General features: G+C 70.8%; 15 protein-coding genes. 10 read left to right on the top strand and 5 right to left on the bottom strand.

Annotation, left to right across the window (positions count from 1 at the left end; all coding sequences use genetic code 11):
• Positions 1 to 310 precede the first annotated feature (310 nt).
• Positions 311 to 1,705, top strand: a complete 1,395-nt coding sequence (locus AB0L64_RS15315; RefSeq protein ID WP_363710745.1) for an FAD-binding oxidoreductase — start codon at positions 311 to 313, stop codon at positions 1,703 to 1,705.
• Here AB0L64_RS15315 and AB0L64_RS15320 read toward each other — a convergent pair.
• Genes AB0L64_RS15320 through AB0L64_RS15330 form a run of 3 tightly spaced genes read right to left on the bottom strand, consistent with a single transcriptional unit; the run spans position 1,669 to position 4,103 of the window.
• A complete protein-coding gene (locus tag AB0L64_RS15320; RefSeq protein ID WP_363710746.1) occupies positions 1,669 to 2,892 on the bottom strand; it encodes a sigma-70 family RNA polymerase sigma factor in 1,224 nt (407 codons plus the stop codon). The two genes, AB0L64_RS15315 and AB0L64_RS15320, sit on opposite strands and share 37 nt — an antisense overlap.
• Positions 2,889 to 3,278, bottom strand: a complete 390-nt coding sequence (locus tag AB0L64_RS15325; protein ID WP_363710747.1) for a YciI family protein — start codon at positions 3,276 to 3,278, stop codon at positions 2,889 to 2,891. The genes AB0L64_RS15320 and AB0L64_RS15325 overlap by 4 nt, the downstream gene beginning before the upstream one ends.
• A gap of 24 nt (positions 3,279 to 3,302) precedes the next feature.
• Positions 3,303 to 4,103 (bottom strand): GNAT family N-acetyltransferase, encoded by an 801-nt coding sequence (locus AB0L64_RS15330; protein WP_363710748.1) that lies wholly within the window; start codon positions 4,101 to 4,103, stop codon positions 3,303 to 3,305.
• A gap of 108 nt (positions 4,104 to 4,211) precedes the next feature.
• Here AB0L64_RS15330 and AB0L64_RS15335 point away from each other — a divergent pair, with 108 nt between their 5' ends.
• The gene (locus AB0L64_RS15335) at positions 4,212 to 4,988 is read left to right on the top strand and encodes a TSUP family transporter (protein ID WP_363710749.1); all 777 of its coding nucleotides are present in this window, start codon (positions 4,212 to 4,214) and stop codon (positions 4,986 to 4,988) included.
• Here AB0L64_RS15335 and AB0L64_RS15340 read toward each other — a convergent pair.
• A complete protein-coding gene (locus AB0L64_RS15340; RefSeq protein WP_363710750.1) occupies positions 4,967 to 5,479 on the bottom strand; it encodes a GAF domain-containing protein in 513 nt (170 codons plus the stop codon). The genes AB0L64_RS15335 and AB0L64_RS15340 overlap by 22 nt on opposite strands.
• Positions 5,480 to 5,579: 100 nt before the next feature.
• On the opposite strand from AB0L64_RS15340, the gene AB0L64_RS15345 reads away from it, so the two are divergent.
• Complete coding sequence (locus AB0L64_RS15345; RefSeq protein WP_363710751.1) at positions 5,580 to 6,095, top strand: hypothetical protein; 516 nt, start codon at positions 5,580 to 5,582, stop codon at positions 6,093 to 6,095.
• A gap of 9 nt (positions 6,096 to 6,104) precedes the next feature.
• Positions 6,105 to 6,863 (top strand): class I SAM-dependent methyltransferase, encoded by a 759-nt coding sequence (locus tag AB0L64_RS15350; protein WP_363710752.1) that lies wholly within the window; start codon positions 6,105 to 6,107, stop codon positions 6,861 to 6,863.
• Here the strand turns inward: AB0L64_RS15350 and AB0L64_RS15355 are convergent.
• Positions 6,847 to 7,971 carry a cytochrome P450 gene (locus tag AB0L64_RS15355; protein ID WP_363710753.1) on the bottom strand — a complete coding sequence of 375 codons (1,125 nt, stop codon included), beginning with the start codon at positions 7,969 to 7,971 and terminating at the stop codon, positions 6,847 to 6,849. The genes AB0L64_RS15350 and AB0L64_RS15355 overlap by 17 nt on opposite strands.
• 121 nt (positions 7,972 to 8,092) lie before the next feature.
• On the opposite strand from AB0L64_RS15355, the gene priA reads away from it, so the two are divergent.
• From priA to AB0L64_RS15385, 6 genes are read left to right on the top strand one after another with little or no spacing between them, the layout of a single operon-like run.
• Positions 8,093 to 8,866, top strand: coding sequence for a bifunctional 1-(5-phosphoribosyl)-5-((5-phosphoribosylamino)methylideneamino)imidazole-4-carboxamide isomerase/phosphoribosylanthranilate isomerase PriA (gene priA, locus AB0L64_RS15360; RefSeq protein ID WP_363710754.1), 774 nt, complete (start codon positions 8,093 to 8,095; stop codon positions 8,864 to 8,866).
• A complete protein-coding gene (locus AB0L64_RS15365; protein WP_363710755.1) occupies positions 8,863 to 11,154 on the top strand; it encodes an HAD-IB family hydrolase in 2,292 nt (763 codons plus the stop codon). Before priA ends, AB0L64_RS15365 begins: the two co-directional genes overlap by 4 nt.
• Complete coding sequence (locus AB0L64_RS15370) at positions 11,151 to 12,350, top strand: zinc-binding dehydrogenase (protein ID WP_359933703.1); 1,200 nt, start codon at positions 11,151 to 11,153, stop codon at positions 12,348 to 12,350. Before AB0L64_RS15365 ends, AB0L64_RS15370 begins: the two co-directional genes overlap by 4 nt.
• A gap of 33 nt (positions 12,351 to 12,383) precedes the next feature.
• The gene (locus AB0L64_RS15375; protein WP_355690182.1) at positions 12,384 to 13,964 is read left to right on the top strand and encodes a lactate racemase domain-containing protein; all 1,581 of its coding nucleotides are present in this window, start codon (positions 12,384 to 12,386) and stop codon (positions 13,962 to 13,964) included.
• On the top strand, positions 13,964 to 14,896 hold the full coding sequence (locus AB0L64_RS15380; protein WP_363710756.1) for a lysophospholipid acyltransferase family protein: 933 nt from the start codon (positions 13,964 to 13,966) through the stop codon (positions 14,894 to 14,896). The genes AB0L64_RS15375 and AB0L64_RS15380 overlap by 1 nt, the downstream gene beginning before the upstream one ends.
• Positions 14,893 to 15,483 (top strand): hypothetical protein, encoded by a 591-nt coding sequence (locus AB0L64_RS15385; RefSeq protein WP_363710757.1) that lies wholly within the window; start codon positions 14,893 to 14,895, stop codon positions 15,481 to 15,483. The genes AB0L64_RS15380 and AB0L64_RS15385 overlap by 4 nt, the downstream gene beginning before the upstream one ends.

A 15,483-nucleotide genomic window follows, 5' to 3' on the forward strand; every position in this document is an offset into this window, starting at 1 on the left:
CGCCTGACCTGTTGCGCGGCGCGCCTGGCCTGCCGCGCTCCGCGGCCGACCCGCCGCGCTCCGCGGCTGACCGGTCCCGGTCCGTGCCTGACCCGGTCTGTCTGCCGCCCGGCGCGACCCCTGGCCACTTAAGTGGTTAACCACCAGCGATGCCCCTTTACCCCCCGTATGCGAGGGGTAAAGGGGCAAGCTGCGTTGTTAACCCCTCAAACGGACGGAAGATTCTCGGCCGGGGATGTCGAGGAACGCCGGTCGGCTCCGATCCCGGGGTGTGGCGCCTGAGGGGGCGTCCGGGAGTCAGGAGTTGACGATGACGGAATCTGTAGTGGCCCAGGGCGGGCTCGGCGAGCTGCGTGCGGCGGTCCTGGGCGAGGTGCTCGTGGACGGGGACGCGGGATACGCGGACGCCGGGCGCGTGGTGATGGCCCAGGGGCGGCCGCGGGTGATCGTGCGCTGCACCGGGGCGGGTGACGTGGTCGCGGCGCTGAAGTACGCCGAGACGAACGACCTGCCGATCGCGGTCCGCAGCGGCGGGCACCACGCGGCCGGGTTCGGCACCAACGACGGCGGTGTCGTGATCGACGTCCGGCCGATGGACGAGGTCCGGCTGCTGCCGGACGACGTCGTACGGATCGGCACCGGCGGCACGTGGGGCGGCGTGGCCGAGCGGCTCGGCAAGGCCGGGCTGGCGATCTCGTCCGGCGACACGGCCAGCGTCGGGGTCGGCGGGCTGATGGCCGGCGGCGGCATCGGGTGGATGGTCCGCAAGCACGGGCTGGCAATCGACAACGTGGTCGCCGCCGAGGTGGTCACCGCCGACGGTTCGGTTCGCCGGGTGGACGCCGCGAGCGAACCCGAGCTGTTCTGGGGAGTGCGCGGCGCGGCGGGCAGCCTCGGCGTCGTCACGTCGTACGACATCACCGCCACACCGCAGCCCACGGTGCACTTCGGTGCGCTGCTGTACCCGTGGACGCAGGCGGCGCAGGTCCTCCAGGGCTGGGCGGAGTACATGACGACCGCGCCCGAAGACCTGACGGCGTCGCTGCAGCTGGCGCCGACGATGATGGCCGACCGGCAGGTACCGGTCGCGATCATGGTGTGCGTGGCCGGTGAGCCCGCCGCGCGCGACGCGATCCTGGAGCCGCTGCGCAACCTCGGCTCGTTGCTCACCGACAAGGTGGCCGAGGTGCCGTACGCCGACGTGTTCACCGCCATGGAGATGCCCGCGGACTGGCGGCCCCGGATCCGCAACGGCTTCTTCGGGTCGGTGCCGGCCGAGCTGGGGGAGCGGCTGCTCGAGGCCCGCGGGCGGATCCCGGGAATGGCGATAGAGATCCGGGCGCTGGGCGGCGCCTTCGCCGCGATGCCGGCGGACGCGACGGCGTTCGCGCACCGCGACGCGCGGTTTCTGGTGAACTCGGTCGTGGTCGGATCGCCCGAGCAGCAGGGCTCGCAGCCCGAGGAGCTCGACGCGCTGTGGAAGACGCTGGAGCCTCAGGGCGCCTACGTGAACTTCCTGTCGAACCCGACGGACGCCGACCTCGACCTCTGCTACCCGCAGGACCACCGCGCCCGGCTCGCCGCGCTCAAGCAGGCGGTGGATCCGGGCCACGTGTTCCGCAGCGAGCTCAGCGTCCCGCCGCGCCCCGAGTGGACCGGCGGCCGCCGTCACCTGATGAGGTGGGCGATGCGGTCGCGCAGATAGTTCTGTTCGGCCGTGTTCCGGGTCCGCTCCAGCGCCGCACGGTAGTTGGAGCGGGCCAGGTCCGGGCGACCGGCGAGCTCGTGCAGATGGGCGAGGACGGACAGCCGGCGGTGGTGGTCGCCGAGGTACCGGTCGGCGGCCAGCTCTTCGACGATCGCGATGCCGGCGTCCGGGCCTTCGGTCATCGCGACGGCCACCGCTGACCCGAGCCGCACCATCGGGCTCGGGTCGACCTTCTCGAGGACGCGGTAGAGGCCGGCGATCTGTTGCCAGTCGGTCGTCTCGACCGAGTCGGCCTCGCTGTGCACGGCCGCGATCGCCGCCTCCAGCTGGTACGGGCCGACGGCGCCGGTGCGGAGCGTCTCCTCGACGAGCCGCGTGCCTTCGGCGATCTCGTCGGCGTACCAGCGGGAGCGGTCCTGGCGGTCGGCCGGGACGAGGTCGCCGCCGGGCCCGGTCCGCGCGTCGCGGCGCGCATGCGTGAGGATCATCAGCGCCAGCAGGCCGGTCACCTCGCCCGGAGCACCGACGGCCTGTTGCAGCAGGCGCGTGATCCGGAGGGCTTCCTCGGCGAGATCCACGCGTTGCAACGAGTCGCCGGCACTGGCGGTGTGGCCTTCGTTGAAGATCAGGTAGAGAACCTGCAGTACGGCGCGGAGCCGCTCGTCGTACTCGTCGGCGGTCGGAAGCTCGAAGCGCGCGCCCGCGATCGTCTTCTTGGCCCGGCTGATCCGCTGTGCCACCGTCGTCTCGCTGACCAGCAGCGCGGCTGCCACCTCGGCCGTCGTGAGACCGCCGACCGAGCGCAGCGTGAGCGCGATCTGCGAGGCCGGGGTCAGCGCCGGGTGACAGCACAGCACGAGCAGCCGCACGGTGTCGTCGGAGTCCTCGTGGTAGTCGTCCGGGTCAGGATCCGCGGCCCGCAGGAAGTCGTTGAGCTCGCGCTGCCTGCGGGCGTTGTCCCGTCGCCAGCCGTCCATCATCCGCCGGGTCGCGACGCTGATCAGCCAGCCGACGGGCTGCTCCGGTACGCCGTTCGCGCGCCATTGCACGAACGCTTCGAGCAGCCCCTCCTGTACCGCGTCCTCGCACTGGTCGAACACGCCGTACCGCCGGACCAGCGTCGCCAGCGCCCGCGGGGCCGCGGCGCGGATCGCCGCCTCCAGCTCGGGCGCCGACGTCCTCACAGCTGATCGAGCTCCACGAGGAAGTCGTCCTGGTCCATCCGGATCTCACGGAGCTCGACGCGCCGGAACTGCGCCAGCGGGATCATCGCCGCGAGCTCCAAAGCCCGCTCCTGCGACGCACAGTTCACCACCAACGCGCCGGCCAGGAACTCCTTCGTCTCCAGCAACGGGCGGTCCGAGATCACCGGCGTACCGGCGACCAGCTGGACGTCCTTGGTCTCGGCCGGCTCGTTGAGCGCGAGCACGGACACCAGCTCGCCGCTCTTCAGCAGCTCGCGCGTGAGCGTGGCGACCTGCTCCCGTCCACCGGCCAGCTCGGTCAACTGGTCTTCGGTCAGTCCCTCGAGTGCCTCGAGGTTGTTGTGAACCAGCAGTAGAAACTTCACCCCGCCATTGTCCCGGACGAGGTGTCAGGACCGAACCCAGACGGTCCAGCGCACGATGCGCAGGTACCCGAGGCGTTGGTAAACCGGCTGCCCGTCGTCGGACGCGATCAGGCAAGCGGGTTGGTCGGCGTACCCCGTGGTCGCCGCCCACGTGACGGCCGCGCCCGCACCACGGCCGCGCGCGGCCGGCATCACCGCGACGTTCTCGACGACGGTGACCCCGGCGGCACTGTGCGCCGTCGCGGTCGCCAGCGCTACGTCGCCGTCGTACCCCACCCAGACCGCCGACCCGTCGAGGAACGACGGTGCGTAGACCACCCCGGCCCGGAACGGCTGGAGTTCAGGCAGCGGGTATCCCTCGACGAGTATCCGTTCGGCGTCGGCCAGACCGGCTGCGTCCGTCACCCGCCGTACGTCGAGGTCCGTCGTCGGGGGAGCGGTCGTCGTCTGCGGCAGCCGGAGCATCAACGGCGGATGCCCGGCCAGCCCCAGGCCGGACGCGCGGAGGTCGCCGGTCGGCCAGGCGCTGACGAACAGGTACGGCGCCCCGCCGGGAAGCTCCCGGGCGGCCTCTGCGACGATCCCGGCCGGATCGACCGGCTGCTTCGGCACCACCCAGTTCGTCAGCGCGCTCCGGTCGCCGAGGATCGCGCCGGCCCAGGTGTCGCCGTCGTACCACGGTTTGCCGGCCCTCCGGGCTGCGTCGACGGCCCAGGACGCGTGCGCGAGCACGGCCTGCCGCATCAGTGAGTCGGCCGGTACGAGGCCCGGCTCCCAGCCGGTGGCGAGGGTTTCGCCGTCCGGCGGGAGGATCGAGGACGCCATGCGCACCAATGTCGCACCACGGACGTGGTTTGTCTCTCATTCGCCGGTGTAAGGGTTGAGTGGTACGACGCCCTTACCGGATCATCGACGCCGTGAGGACGTGCTGCTGTGCCTGATGTGTCGTTGCTGACGTTGGCGTTCCTGGTGATCGCGGCCTTCGCGGCCGGCTGGATCGACGCGGTGGTCGGGGGCGGCGGGCTGCTGCAGTTGCCCGCGATGTTGCTCGGGCTGCCGAACGCGTCCCCGGCGCAGATCCTGTCGACCAACAAGATCTCGTCGCTGTGCGGTACGACGACGAGCGCGGTCACGTTCGGCGTCAAGGTGCGCCCGGACCGTAAGACCGTGCTGCCGCTGGCGATCCTCGCCGGGCTCGGCGCCGCGGCCGGTGCGCTGGTGGCGACCAGGATCCCGATGTCGTGGTTCAAGCCGATCGTCCTGGTGCTGCTCGTGCTGGTCGCGATCTACACCGCGATGAAACCGTCGCTCGGCGCCCGCACCGCGTTGCGGTTCGACGGCCGCGACCACTACCTCGCGGCCGGCGGTGTCGGCATGCTGATCGGCTTCTACGACGGTGCGGTCGGACCGGGCACCGGCTCGTTCCTGATCTTCGCGCTGGTCGGCCTGCTCGGGTACAACTTCCTGCAGGCCAGCGCGAAGGCGAAAATCGCCAACGTGGCCACGAACCTGGGCGCTATCGCCGTGTTCGCCCTGAGCGGCGCACCGCTGTGGAGGCTCGGTCTGATCATGGGGGCCGCCAATATGTGCGGCGGTCTGCTCGGCGCCCGGACCGCGGTCGCCCGCGGCAGCCGGTTCGTCCGGGTGGTCTTCCTGGTCGTCGTCTCGGCCCTGATCCTGCGCCTGGCCTACGACGTGTTCTTCGCCTGACCCGAGTGCCGGCTGAAGGTGGGGGCCCAGGGCGCGTCGTCGAGGCCGACCCGGCGGATGGCGTCCGCGGTCTGGGCGGCCAGGTCCTCGAGGGACGCGATCTCGTCCGGGGTGGCCCGGTAGCGGCGGGACCAGTACGCGCCGATGGCGGCGACCGGCGTCGGTGAGCCGACCGGGACCATCAGCAGGCTGCGGACGAACGTCGGCAGATAGGCCTCGATCGGGATCCTGCTGTCGACGGAGATGTCCGGGACCACCGCGGTCTCGTCGTGCAGCATCGCCCAGCCGCTGATACAGGAGGTGATCGGGAAGCGCTGTCCCTTCCACAGTGGCGCGATCGCGTCCTCGTCGGCGTAGAAGCAGCGGTCGGCCTCGCGCAGGACGAAGGTCGCCCCCTGCGCGCTCGTGCGGCGGCGCGCCTCCTTGCGGACGATCTCACCGATCCCGTCGAGGCTCGCTGCCACCTCCAGCGCTGTCAATCCCTCCGCCATTCCGCCATTGTGCACCCGGCCGGCCCCCTGCCGATGTCAAAACTGGCAATTGAGACCGCTTACCGGCCATTGGGACCCAGGCGCCACCTAGGGTCGCGACATGGACACGGAAGTGTTGTTCGAGGGGAAGATGAATCTGAGCTTCGGCCAGATCTATCTGATGAGTGGGGACACGGACCAGCCGGACTTCGACGACTCGCGGCGGGGCCAGGCCAACGGCATCTGCGGCGCCGCCGAGCCTGGGCGGCTGCTGCTCGCGACCGGCCTGCACACCGGGTACGTAGCGCTGCGGATCGAGCACTCCGAGCAAGAACCTGCGCTGGACGACGCCTGGGAGGACATCGTCGAGGTGTCGTTCCTGCCCGCGGCGCCGGACATCCTGGTGCACGGGCTGGACGGCTGCACGTCCGCGGAGTTCCGCCTGCCGACCCGGAGTTACCGCGTGCGCTACAGCGCCATCGGGATGGACGAGGGCAATCAGGTCAACGTGGTCGGGGACGGCGAGCCCCTCGTGGATCGGTACCTGCTGCAGTTCTGGCCGGCCGGCGCCGCGGCGGACGCCGTACGCAAGCAGACCAGCACCGTGGCGAAACAGTGGCACCAGGACTGGCGCTAGGGTCGCCTCATGGTCGACTACAACGGTCGTCTGGGCAGCGTGTACGCCGCGGGCCGTGCGATGCCGCCGGCCGAGATACGGCGCTGGACCGGGGCCTTCGCCCAGCACGTGCCGCAGGTGCGGCCGCTGGACGTCCTCGATCTCGGCAGCGGGGTCGGCCGGCTGACCCCTGGGCTGGCCGAGGAGTTCCAGGGGCAGGTGTACGGCGTGGAGCCGTCCGACCGGATGCGCGAGGCGGCCGAGCAGGCGCCGCATCCGGGCGTGACCTACCTGAAGGGCAGCGCCGAGGACATTCCGTTGCCTGAGGCATCGGTCGACATGGTGCTGATGTTCTTGTCGTTCCATCACTCCACGGATCAGCTGCAGGGGCTGCGCGAGGTCCGCCGGGTGCTGCGGCCCGGGGGAGCGGCGTTGCTGCGCACCCAGTTCACGGACCTGATGCCGGACCTGTTCTGGTACGAGTACTTCCCGTCCGCGCGGGCGGTCGACGCCGCGATGTACAGGTCGCTGGCCGACACGAAGGCGCTGGCGGTCGAGGCCGGGCTGGTGCCGGCCGATGACGTCGTACGGCTCCAGGGCGAGACGCACAGGACGTTGCGGGAGCGCTACGAGCGGCTGAGGCTGCGGGCCCTGTCGACGTTCGAGCATCTGCCCGCGGACGAGGTCGAGGCCGGATTCGCCAGGTTCGCCGAGGATGCGGAGCGGGACCCGGACCGGCAGATGCCGCGGTACGACGCGACGATGCTCGTCCTCACCCGTCCCAGGTGACGCGGAGCGCCGACGGTTTGCGGAACACGAGACCGCGCGGTGCGGGTGAGTCCGGCGCCAGGCGGAGGCCGGGAAGGCGCAGTACGGCCTCGACCGCGGTCAGGGTTTCCAGGCGGGTGAGGTGCATGCCGAGGCAGATGTGCGGCCCGCTGGCGAAGGCCAGGTGGCGGCGCGCGTTCGGCCGGAGTACGTCGAACTCGTCGGGTGCCTCGAACACCTCAGGGTCACGGCCGGCTCCTGCCAGCGACACCGTGACCATGTCGCCGCGGCGGATCGTGGCACCGGCGAGGTCGACGTCGCGGGTGGCGTAGCGGTCGACGACGGCGGCCGCGGGTTCCAGGCGCAGCGACTCCTCCATCGCGTTGGGGAGCAGCGACGGGTCCGCGAGGACCAGGTCGAGTTGGTCGCGGTGCGTGAGCAGCTGCCACAGGGCGTTGGTGATCATGCCCTCGGTGGTCTCGATGCCGCCGAACATCAGCACCGCGGCGTTCGCGACCACCTCGTCGATGCCCAGCCCGGCGTGCGCCGCCGCGGCGAGCAGCGAGTCCGAGGAGTCGATGCCGGAGGCAACATGCTTGTGCAGCTCGGCGAACGCCGCAGCGCCGTCCGCGGTGGCCGGACGCCCGGCCGAGATCCCGGAAACCGAGGACGAGATCGCCGTGTACCAGTCGAGCACGGTCGACGCCGACGCCGGCGGCAGCCCGAGCGAGAGCGCCACCACCCCAACCGACAACGGCCCTGCAAGAGTCGTCCGAAGGTCGGCGCGCCGCCGCACCCCGTCCTGGAGTGCCGTCAGCAGCTCGTCGACCGTCTGCTGCACCGGCCCGGTGAAGCGACGGCGGGTTTCCGCCAGCCCGAAGGGGGACTCGAACGGGTCGCGGTGGGACTTGTGGCGGCTGCCGTCCAGGGACAGCATCGACGGTCCGACGACCTGGGCGGTCGAGAAGCGCGGGTCGTCGACCGTGAACGTCTCCGGGTCGCGCAGCACCTGCACCGCGAGCGACCGGCCGGTGACGAACCACGCGTTCATGGACTCGATCCACCCGATCGGCCGGATCCGCGCGAGCGCCGGATGGGGGTCGGTTTCGAGCTCTTCGACAGTCGCCACCCGGCTAGCCTAGGCGTAATACCATTGACCCAACTGGTATCGCTGAGACAGATCGATTTCAAACGACTCAGGAGCCCTCCGGGTTACGAATCCGGAACTCTCGCCCTCTAGGGTGTGGCCCATGTCAGTGTTGGATTCTTTCCCCGCCCCACCGCCCCGGTCAGGGAACCTGGTGCTCCTGCCTGCCGTTGATGTGGCGGACGGGCAGGCGGTCCGGCTGGTGCAGGGCGAGGCCGGCAGCGAGACGTCGTACGGCGACCCGTTGGCGGCGGCGATGGCGTGGCAGGAGGCCGGGGCGGAGTGGATCCACCTGGTCGACCTGGATGCGGCGTTCGGCCGCGGCAGCAACCGGGAGCTGCTCGCCGACGTGACCGGCAAGCTCGACGTACAGGTCGAGCTGTCCGGCGGCATCCGCGACGACGAGTCGCTCGAGGCCGCGCTCGCGACCGGTGCGCGCCGGGTGAACATCGGCACCGCCGCGCTCGAGGACCCGGAGTGGTGCGACCGGATCATCCAGCAGTACGGCGACCGGGTCGCGATCGGCCTGGACGTCCGCGGCCGCACCCTGGCCGCCCGCGGCTGGACCAAGGAAGGCGGCGACCTGTACGAGGTGCTCGCCCGGCTGGAAGCGGCCGGCTGCGAGCGCTACGTGGTCACCGACGTCACCAAGGACGGCATGCTCCAGGGCCCGAACCTGGACCTGTACCGCGACCTGTGCGCGCGCACCGACAAGCCGATCATCGCGTCCGGCGGCGTCTCCAGCCTCGACGATCTCGAGGCGCTCGGCACGCTGGTGAAGGACGGCGTCGAGGGCGTCATCGTCGGCAAGGCGCTGTACGCCGGCGCGTTCACCCTGACCGAGGCACTCGAGCTCACGCGTGGAGGCGACAAGTGAGTCTGGCCGACAAGCTCAAGGACAAGAAGGTCCTGGTCACCGGCGTCACCGGCTTCGTCGGTGAGGCGCTGCTGCACCGGATCATCGGCGAGCTCCCCGGCACCACGATCGCCGCGATCATCCGGCCGAAGGGCTCGATGACCGGCGGCGACCGGATGGCGCAGCTGCTCCGGAAGGACATCTTCAAGCCGTTCTACGGCGAGGGCACGCCGTACGCCGACGCAGAGGCGCTGTCCGCGGCCCGGATCCACGTGATCGACGGCGACCTGGCCGACGTGCCCGAGCTGCCCAAGGACCTCGACATCGTCGTGCACTGCGCCGGTGACGTGAGCTTCGACCCGCCGATCCACGAGGCGTTCACGACCAACGTGCTCGGCACCAAGAGCCTGCTGGAGCGGATCGTCGAGACCGGCCGCCCGGTGCACTACGTGCACATCTCGACGGCGTACACGGCCGGCCGCCGGCGCGGCGCGATCCCGGAGGCACCGGTCGACCACTTCGTCGACTGGCGGACCGAGGCCGAGGCCGGGATGGCGATGAAGGCCCGGGTCGAGGAGCAGTCCCGGTCCGCGCCGATGCTGGCGAAGTTCCGCAAGGAGGCCGAGAAGCTGCACCGCCGCGCCGGTCACCTGACGGCCGCGGCCGACGCCGAGCGCCGCCGGACCGAGTGGGTCGCGAAGCGGCTCGTCGAGACCGGCACCGAGCGCGCCCGCAGCCTCGGCTGGACCGACTGCTACACGTTCACCAAGGCGCTCGGCGAGCGCGTGGTGGAGGAGTTCGCGAGCACGCTGCCGACGTCGATCGTCCGGCCGGCCATCATCGAGTCCGCGGTGCAGAGCCCGCACCCGGGCTGGATCGAGGGCTTCAAGATGGCCGAGCCGCTGATCCTGGCCTACGGCCGCGGCGAGCTGCCCGAGTTCCCGGCGTCGCCGGACTCGGTGATCGAGATCATCCCGGTCGACCACGTGGTCGGCGCGATCTGCGCGGTGATGGCGACCGAGCCCGAGCTGAGCAAGCCGGAGTACTACCACATCGGCTCCGGCGCCCGGAACCCGCTGACCTTCGAGCAGCTGTACGCCGGCGTCCGGGAGTACTTCTCCAAGCACCCGTTCGACCTCGGCGAGCGCGGAGCGGTCCGGCTGCCGGTGTGGAAGTTCCCCGGCGGCGACTCGGTCGAGAGCATGCTGCGGTACGGCGAACGCGCGCACAAGATCGCCGACGCGGTCATCACCCGGGTGCCGCGCGGCGAGCGGACCCGCAAGTACGCCCGCGAGCTCGACGTCCAGAAGCGCCGCCTCGACTTCCTGCGCCGCTACATGGACCTGTACTCGGAGTACGCGCAGGCCGAGCTGCAGTTCATCGACGACAACGTGCTCGCGCTGCACAACGCGCTCGAAGGCGACGACAAGGAGAAGTTCGCCTGCGACACCGCGGTCGTCGACTGGCAGTACTACCTGCAGGAGCTGCACTGCCCGAGCGTCACCGAGTCGATGCGCCGGCTGGACGTCGTCCGCAAGAAGCGGAACAAGGCGCTCGCGGAGTCCGCGGGCGTGCTGAAGAAGGTCGAGCCGAACCAGGAGTCCAAGGTCATCGCCGCGTTCGACATGGACGGCACGCTGCTGTCCTCGAACGTGATCGAGACCTACCTGTGGATGCGGCTGCCCGAGCTCGACGGCCCGCAGCGCGCCGGCGAGATCGGCGCGATGCTGCGCAAGCTGCCCAAGCTGATCGCCGCCGAGCGCAAGGACCGCGGCACGTTCCTGCGCACGATCTACCGCCGGTACGCCGGTGCGGATCTGGAGGAGCTGAACCAGATCGTCGACGAGATCCTCGCCGAGCACGTGCTCGAGCGGCTCAGCGGCGCCGCCGTCCGCCGGATCCGCGAGCACCGCGCCGCCGGGCACAAGACGATCCTGATCACCGGCGCCGTCCGGCCGCTGACCCGGCCGCTGGAGCCGTTGTTCGACGAGATCGTCGCCGCGGAGCTGGCCGTCGACGACCGCGGCCGCTGCACCGGCTTCCTGTCCGGCCCGCCGCTGGTCGGCGAGTCCCGGGCCGCGTGGATCAAGCACCACGCGCGGCAGACCAACATCGACCTGTCCAAGTCGTACGCCTACGCCGACAGCCACTCGGACCTGCCGATGCTGTCGGTGGTCGGCAACCCGGTCGCCGTGTCGCCTGACGTGTCGCTGTTCCGCGCCGCCCGGGCCGCACGCTGGCAGATCGTCGACTGGAAAACCTCGTCCACGTCGTCCCGTCTGGAGCTCCCTGGGGTGAACGCTCGATGATGCTGGCTCTCGAGATGTACCGGTCGCCGGCGAAGTACCTGGCGGCCAAGGCGGTCGGCGGCCGGATCCCCGGCATCCTGACCGGACCGGCCGCGCCGCTGCGCCTCGTCACCATCGACGAGCCGAAGGCCGAGCGGGCGGGCTGGGCGCGGATCCGCCCGATCCTGTCCGGGATCTGCGGCTCGGACCTCGGCATGGTCACCGGCGCCACCAAGCTGTACTTCTCCGCGGTCGTGTCGATGCCGTTCGTCCCCGGTCACGAGGTGGTCGGCGAGCTGCTCGACGACTGCGAGGACCTGCCGAAGGGCACGCGCGTCGTGATGGACAGCGTCCTCACCTGCGCGGCGCGCGGCGTCGAGCCGTGCGAAGGCTGCGTGTCCGGCAACACCAACCGGTGCGACCGGATCACGGTCGGCCACGTGGCGCCGGGCCTGCAGACCGGGTTCTGCCGCGACACCGGCGGCGGCTGGGGCAACGTGATGGTCGCGCACCGCAGCCAGCTGTACGCCGTACCGGACGAGATGTCCGACGAGCGCGCCGTGCTGGTCGAGCCGCTGGCGGGCGCGGTGCACGCCGCACTGCGCGCCAAGGTCCAGCCGGGCCAGTCGGTGCTGGTCAGCGGCGCCGGAGCGGTCGGGCTGTTCGCGACGCTCGCTCTGCGCGAGCTGACCCAGGCCGGACGGATCACCGTCGTCGCCAAGCACGCGCGGCAGCGGGAGCTGGCGCGTGCGTTCGGCGCCAGCGACGTCGTGGCGCCCGACGAGGTGTTCCGCGGTGTCCGGCGCTCGACCGGCGCGTTCCGGCTGAAGCAGGACTTCAGCGGCGGCGAGTTCCTGCTCGGCGGTGTCGACGTCGCTGTCGACGCGGTCGGCAGCAAGGCCTCGATCGACACCGTCCTGCGGGTCACCAAGGCCGGCGGGCGGGTCGTGCTGTCCGGGATGCCGGACAGCGGCGCCGACCTGTCGCCGGTGTGGTTCCGCGAGCTCGAGGTCACCGGCACCTACGCCTCCGCGCGGGAGGAACCGAACGGCCGTCCGGCGTTCGAGACCGCGCTGGACCTGGCCGGCCGCGCCCCGCTGGACGGGATCGTCGGGGCCCGCTATCCGCTCTACCGCTGGCGTGAGGCGCTGGACCACGCGCACTCCGCCGGCCGACTGGGAACAGTCAAGGTCGCATTCGATGTGAGGGCCTCATGAGGGCGCTGAACGTACGACGAGAGAGGTTCTGACATGTCTCGGCCAGGTTTCGTGCTTGAGGTGGACGACCGCACGCCGCCGCTGCTCGTGCACAACGGCGAGGGCTTCCTGCTGGAGCGCTTCCCGCAGGGCACCCGGGTGGTGTACCCGCCGGAGGCCCTGCCCGCGGTCCGCGACGTCGACGAAGCGATCCAGAACGCGCTGCTGAACCCGATCGAATCCGAGCCGCTGCCGGAGTTGCTGCGCCCGGGCATGCGGCTGACGATCGCGTTCGACGACATCTCGCTACCGCTGCCCCCGATGAAGAAGCCGGACATCCGGCAACGGGTCATCGAGGCCGTGCTGGAGCTGGCCGCGCAGGCCGGTGTCGACGACGTCGAGCTGATCTCGGCGAACGCGCTGCACCGCCGGCTGACCCCGAACGAGCTGCGCGAGATCGTCGGCGAGCGGGTGTTCCGCTCGTTCTTCCCCGACGGCAAGCTCTACAACTTCGACGCCGAGGACCGCGACAACCTCACCCACCTGGGTCAGACCCGGCACGGCGAGGACGTCGAGATCTCCAAGCGGGCGGCCGAGTCCGACCTGCTCGTCTACGTGAACGTGAACCTGGTGGCGATGGACGGCGGGCACAAGTCCACGTCGATCGGCCTGGCGTCGTACAAGTCGCTGAGGCACCACCACAACAGCCACACGATGATCCACTCGCGGTCCTTCATGGACCACAAGGCGTCGAAGATGCACCACTCCGCCTGGCGGATGGGCGAGATCCTGACGCAGCACGTCAAGGTGTTCCAGATCGAGACCACGCTGAACAACGACATCTTCGGCGGCCCGCTGGAGTTCCTGCAGAAGCGCGAGTGGGAGTGGTCGATCAAGGACCAGGCCTCGATGCTCGGCACCAAGCGCGCGCTCGCGGCCGCGCCGTCGAAGCTCCGGCACAAGATCTTCACCGACGTCCGCTCGAACTACGGCCTCACCGGGATCAACGCCGGCGCCATCGAGCCGGTGCACGAGAAGACCATCGAGGCCGTGCACCGCCAGCACCTGGTCGAGGTGCAGGGCCAGTCCGACGTCGCGATCATGGGCGTGCCGTTCGTCGGCCCGTACAACGTGAACTCGGTGATGAACCCGATCCTGGCCGCCTGCATGGGCCTCGGGTACTACTTCAACTCGTACCGGGGCAACCCGGTCGTCCGCAAGGACGGCGCGGTCATCCTGTACCACCCGGTCGACTACGAGTTCAGCCAGTTGCACCACCCGTCGTACGTCGACTTCTTCGAGGAAGTGCTTGCCGAGAGCACCGACCCGGCGACGATCGAGGCGAAGTTCGAGAAGCAGTACGCCGAGGACCCGTGGTACATCCACCTGTACCGGACGTCGTACGCGTACCACGGCGTGCACCCGTTCTACATGTGGTACTGGATCTCGCACGCCCTGGACCACTGCGGCGACATCGTCTGGGTCGGCGCGAACCGCAAGACCGTCGAGCGGATGGGCTTCCGGTCCGCGTCGACGCTGCAGGACGCGCTCGAGATGGTCAGCCACTCGGTCGGCCGGTCGCCGTCGATCACGTACCTGCACAACCCGCCGCACCTGCTCGCGGACGTGCGCTGATGGGTACCAGCCTGGTGAAGTTCAGCCGGGACACCGCGCGGGACGTGAAGCAGGTCGCGCGCGGGTGGCGGTGGGGCCGGCGGCCGCAGGTGCCGCGCTCGGCCGAGCCGTACGTGATCCCCAAGGAGACCTCGGTCTTCCCGACCAAGTGGGCCCGGACGCCGGCCGCGATCGCGGTCCGCGACCTGATCCAGAAGGGCCCGCTGAACGCGGTCCTGAACTTCGAGGTCAGCCCGCAGGTGAGCGGCCTCGACTCGCTGCTCAAGCTCGACGGCCCGGCGATCATCGTCGCGAACCACTCCTCGCACCTCGACACCCCGTTGCTGCTGCTGTCGCTGCCCGACGCGATGCGCCGCCGGACGGCGTTCGCGGCCGCCGCCGACTATTTCTTCGACACCTGGTGGCGGGCCGCCGGGTCGGCGATCGTGTTCAACACGTTCCCGATCGAGCGCCGCGGCGGCAAGATGAGCGCCACGCCCGGCGACCTGCTGGCCGACGGCTGGAACGTCGTCGTGTTCCCGGAGGGCACCCGCTCGCCGGACGGCTGGGTGCAGCGGTTCCGGATGGGCGCGGCGTACCTGGCCGTGGAGCACGACGTACCGATCATCCCGGTCGGCATCAAGGGCTCGTTCGCCGCGATGCCGCGCGGCCGCGGCTGGCCGGTCCCCGGCCGCCCGGCGGTCCACGTCCGGTACGGCGACCCGCTGCGTCCGCTCGAGGGCGAGAGCGCCCGCGACTTCGCGCCCCGGATCGCCGCCGCGGTGTCGGCCCTCCTCGACGAGGAATCGACCACCTGGTACGAGTCCCGCCGCCGCGCCGCCATCGGCGCCTCCCCGTCGCAGACGGGCCCTGACGCCGCGCACTGGCGCCGCGTCTGGGAGTCCACCCGGCCGATGAGGTCCACCGACAATCGCCGGCGCGCCTGGAAGTGACGACTGTCGAGGTCCGGCCGCGCTTCGGCGCGGCCGGACGACCGTTCTGGATCCTCGCGGCCTGCTACCTGGTCCTGCCGGCCGTGCTGTGCGCGTCGCTCGCGACCTGGGCGTTGAGCTGGGCGGCTGCCGTTGTCCTGTTCGTCGTCCTGGTCTTCGTGCTGACCTTGCTGTTCTGGTTCGCCATTCGCGGCGCCCGGATCTGGGTCGGCCCGGATGCGGTCGCCTACCGATCCACCGCGTGGGCGCCGCCCAAGGTGCTGCCGCGCGCCCAGGTGGTCCGGGTTCTGTGGATCGGCCGCGTCAAACGCTCCCTGCCGATCGGGCTGCTGGCGATCCTCGCGGCCGACGGCTCCCGTATCGGCGTGAGCCGCTGGCTCTGGACCGACGCGGATCTGCACACCGTGACGGCCGCGATCGGTCTCCCGGTGGACCACCGCCCGGCCGTGGGCGGCCTGGAGTTGGTGCGTGAGATCGGCGTCGACCCGGCGTACAAGCGCAATCCCTTGCACTTCCTGACGCTGCTGGCAGCCGCCGGCGTCGGCGTACTGATCGCCTGGCCGATCGTCCGCACCCTGCTGCTCTGA

The sequence above is a fragment of the Kribbella sp. NPDC051936 genome, assembly GCF_040680955.1.
Classification (GTDB): Bacteria; Actinomycetota; Actinomycetes; order Propionibacteriales; family Kribbellaceae; genus Kribbella.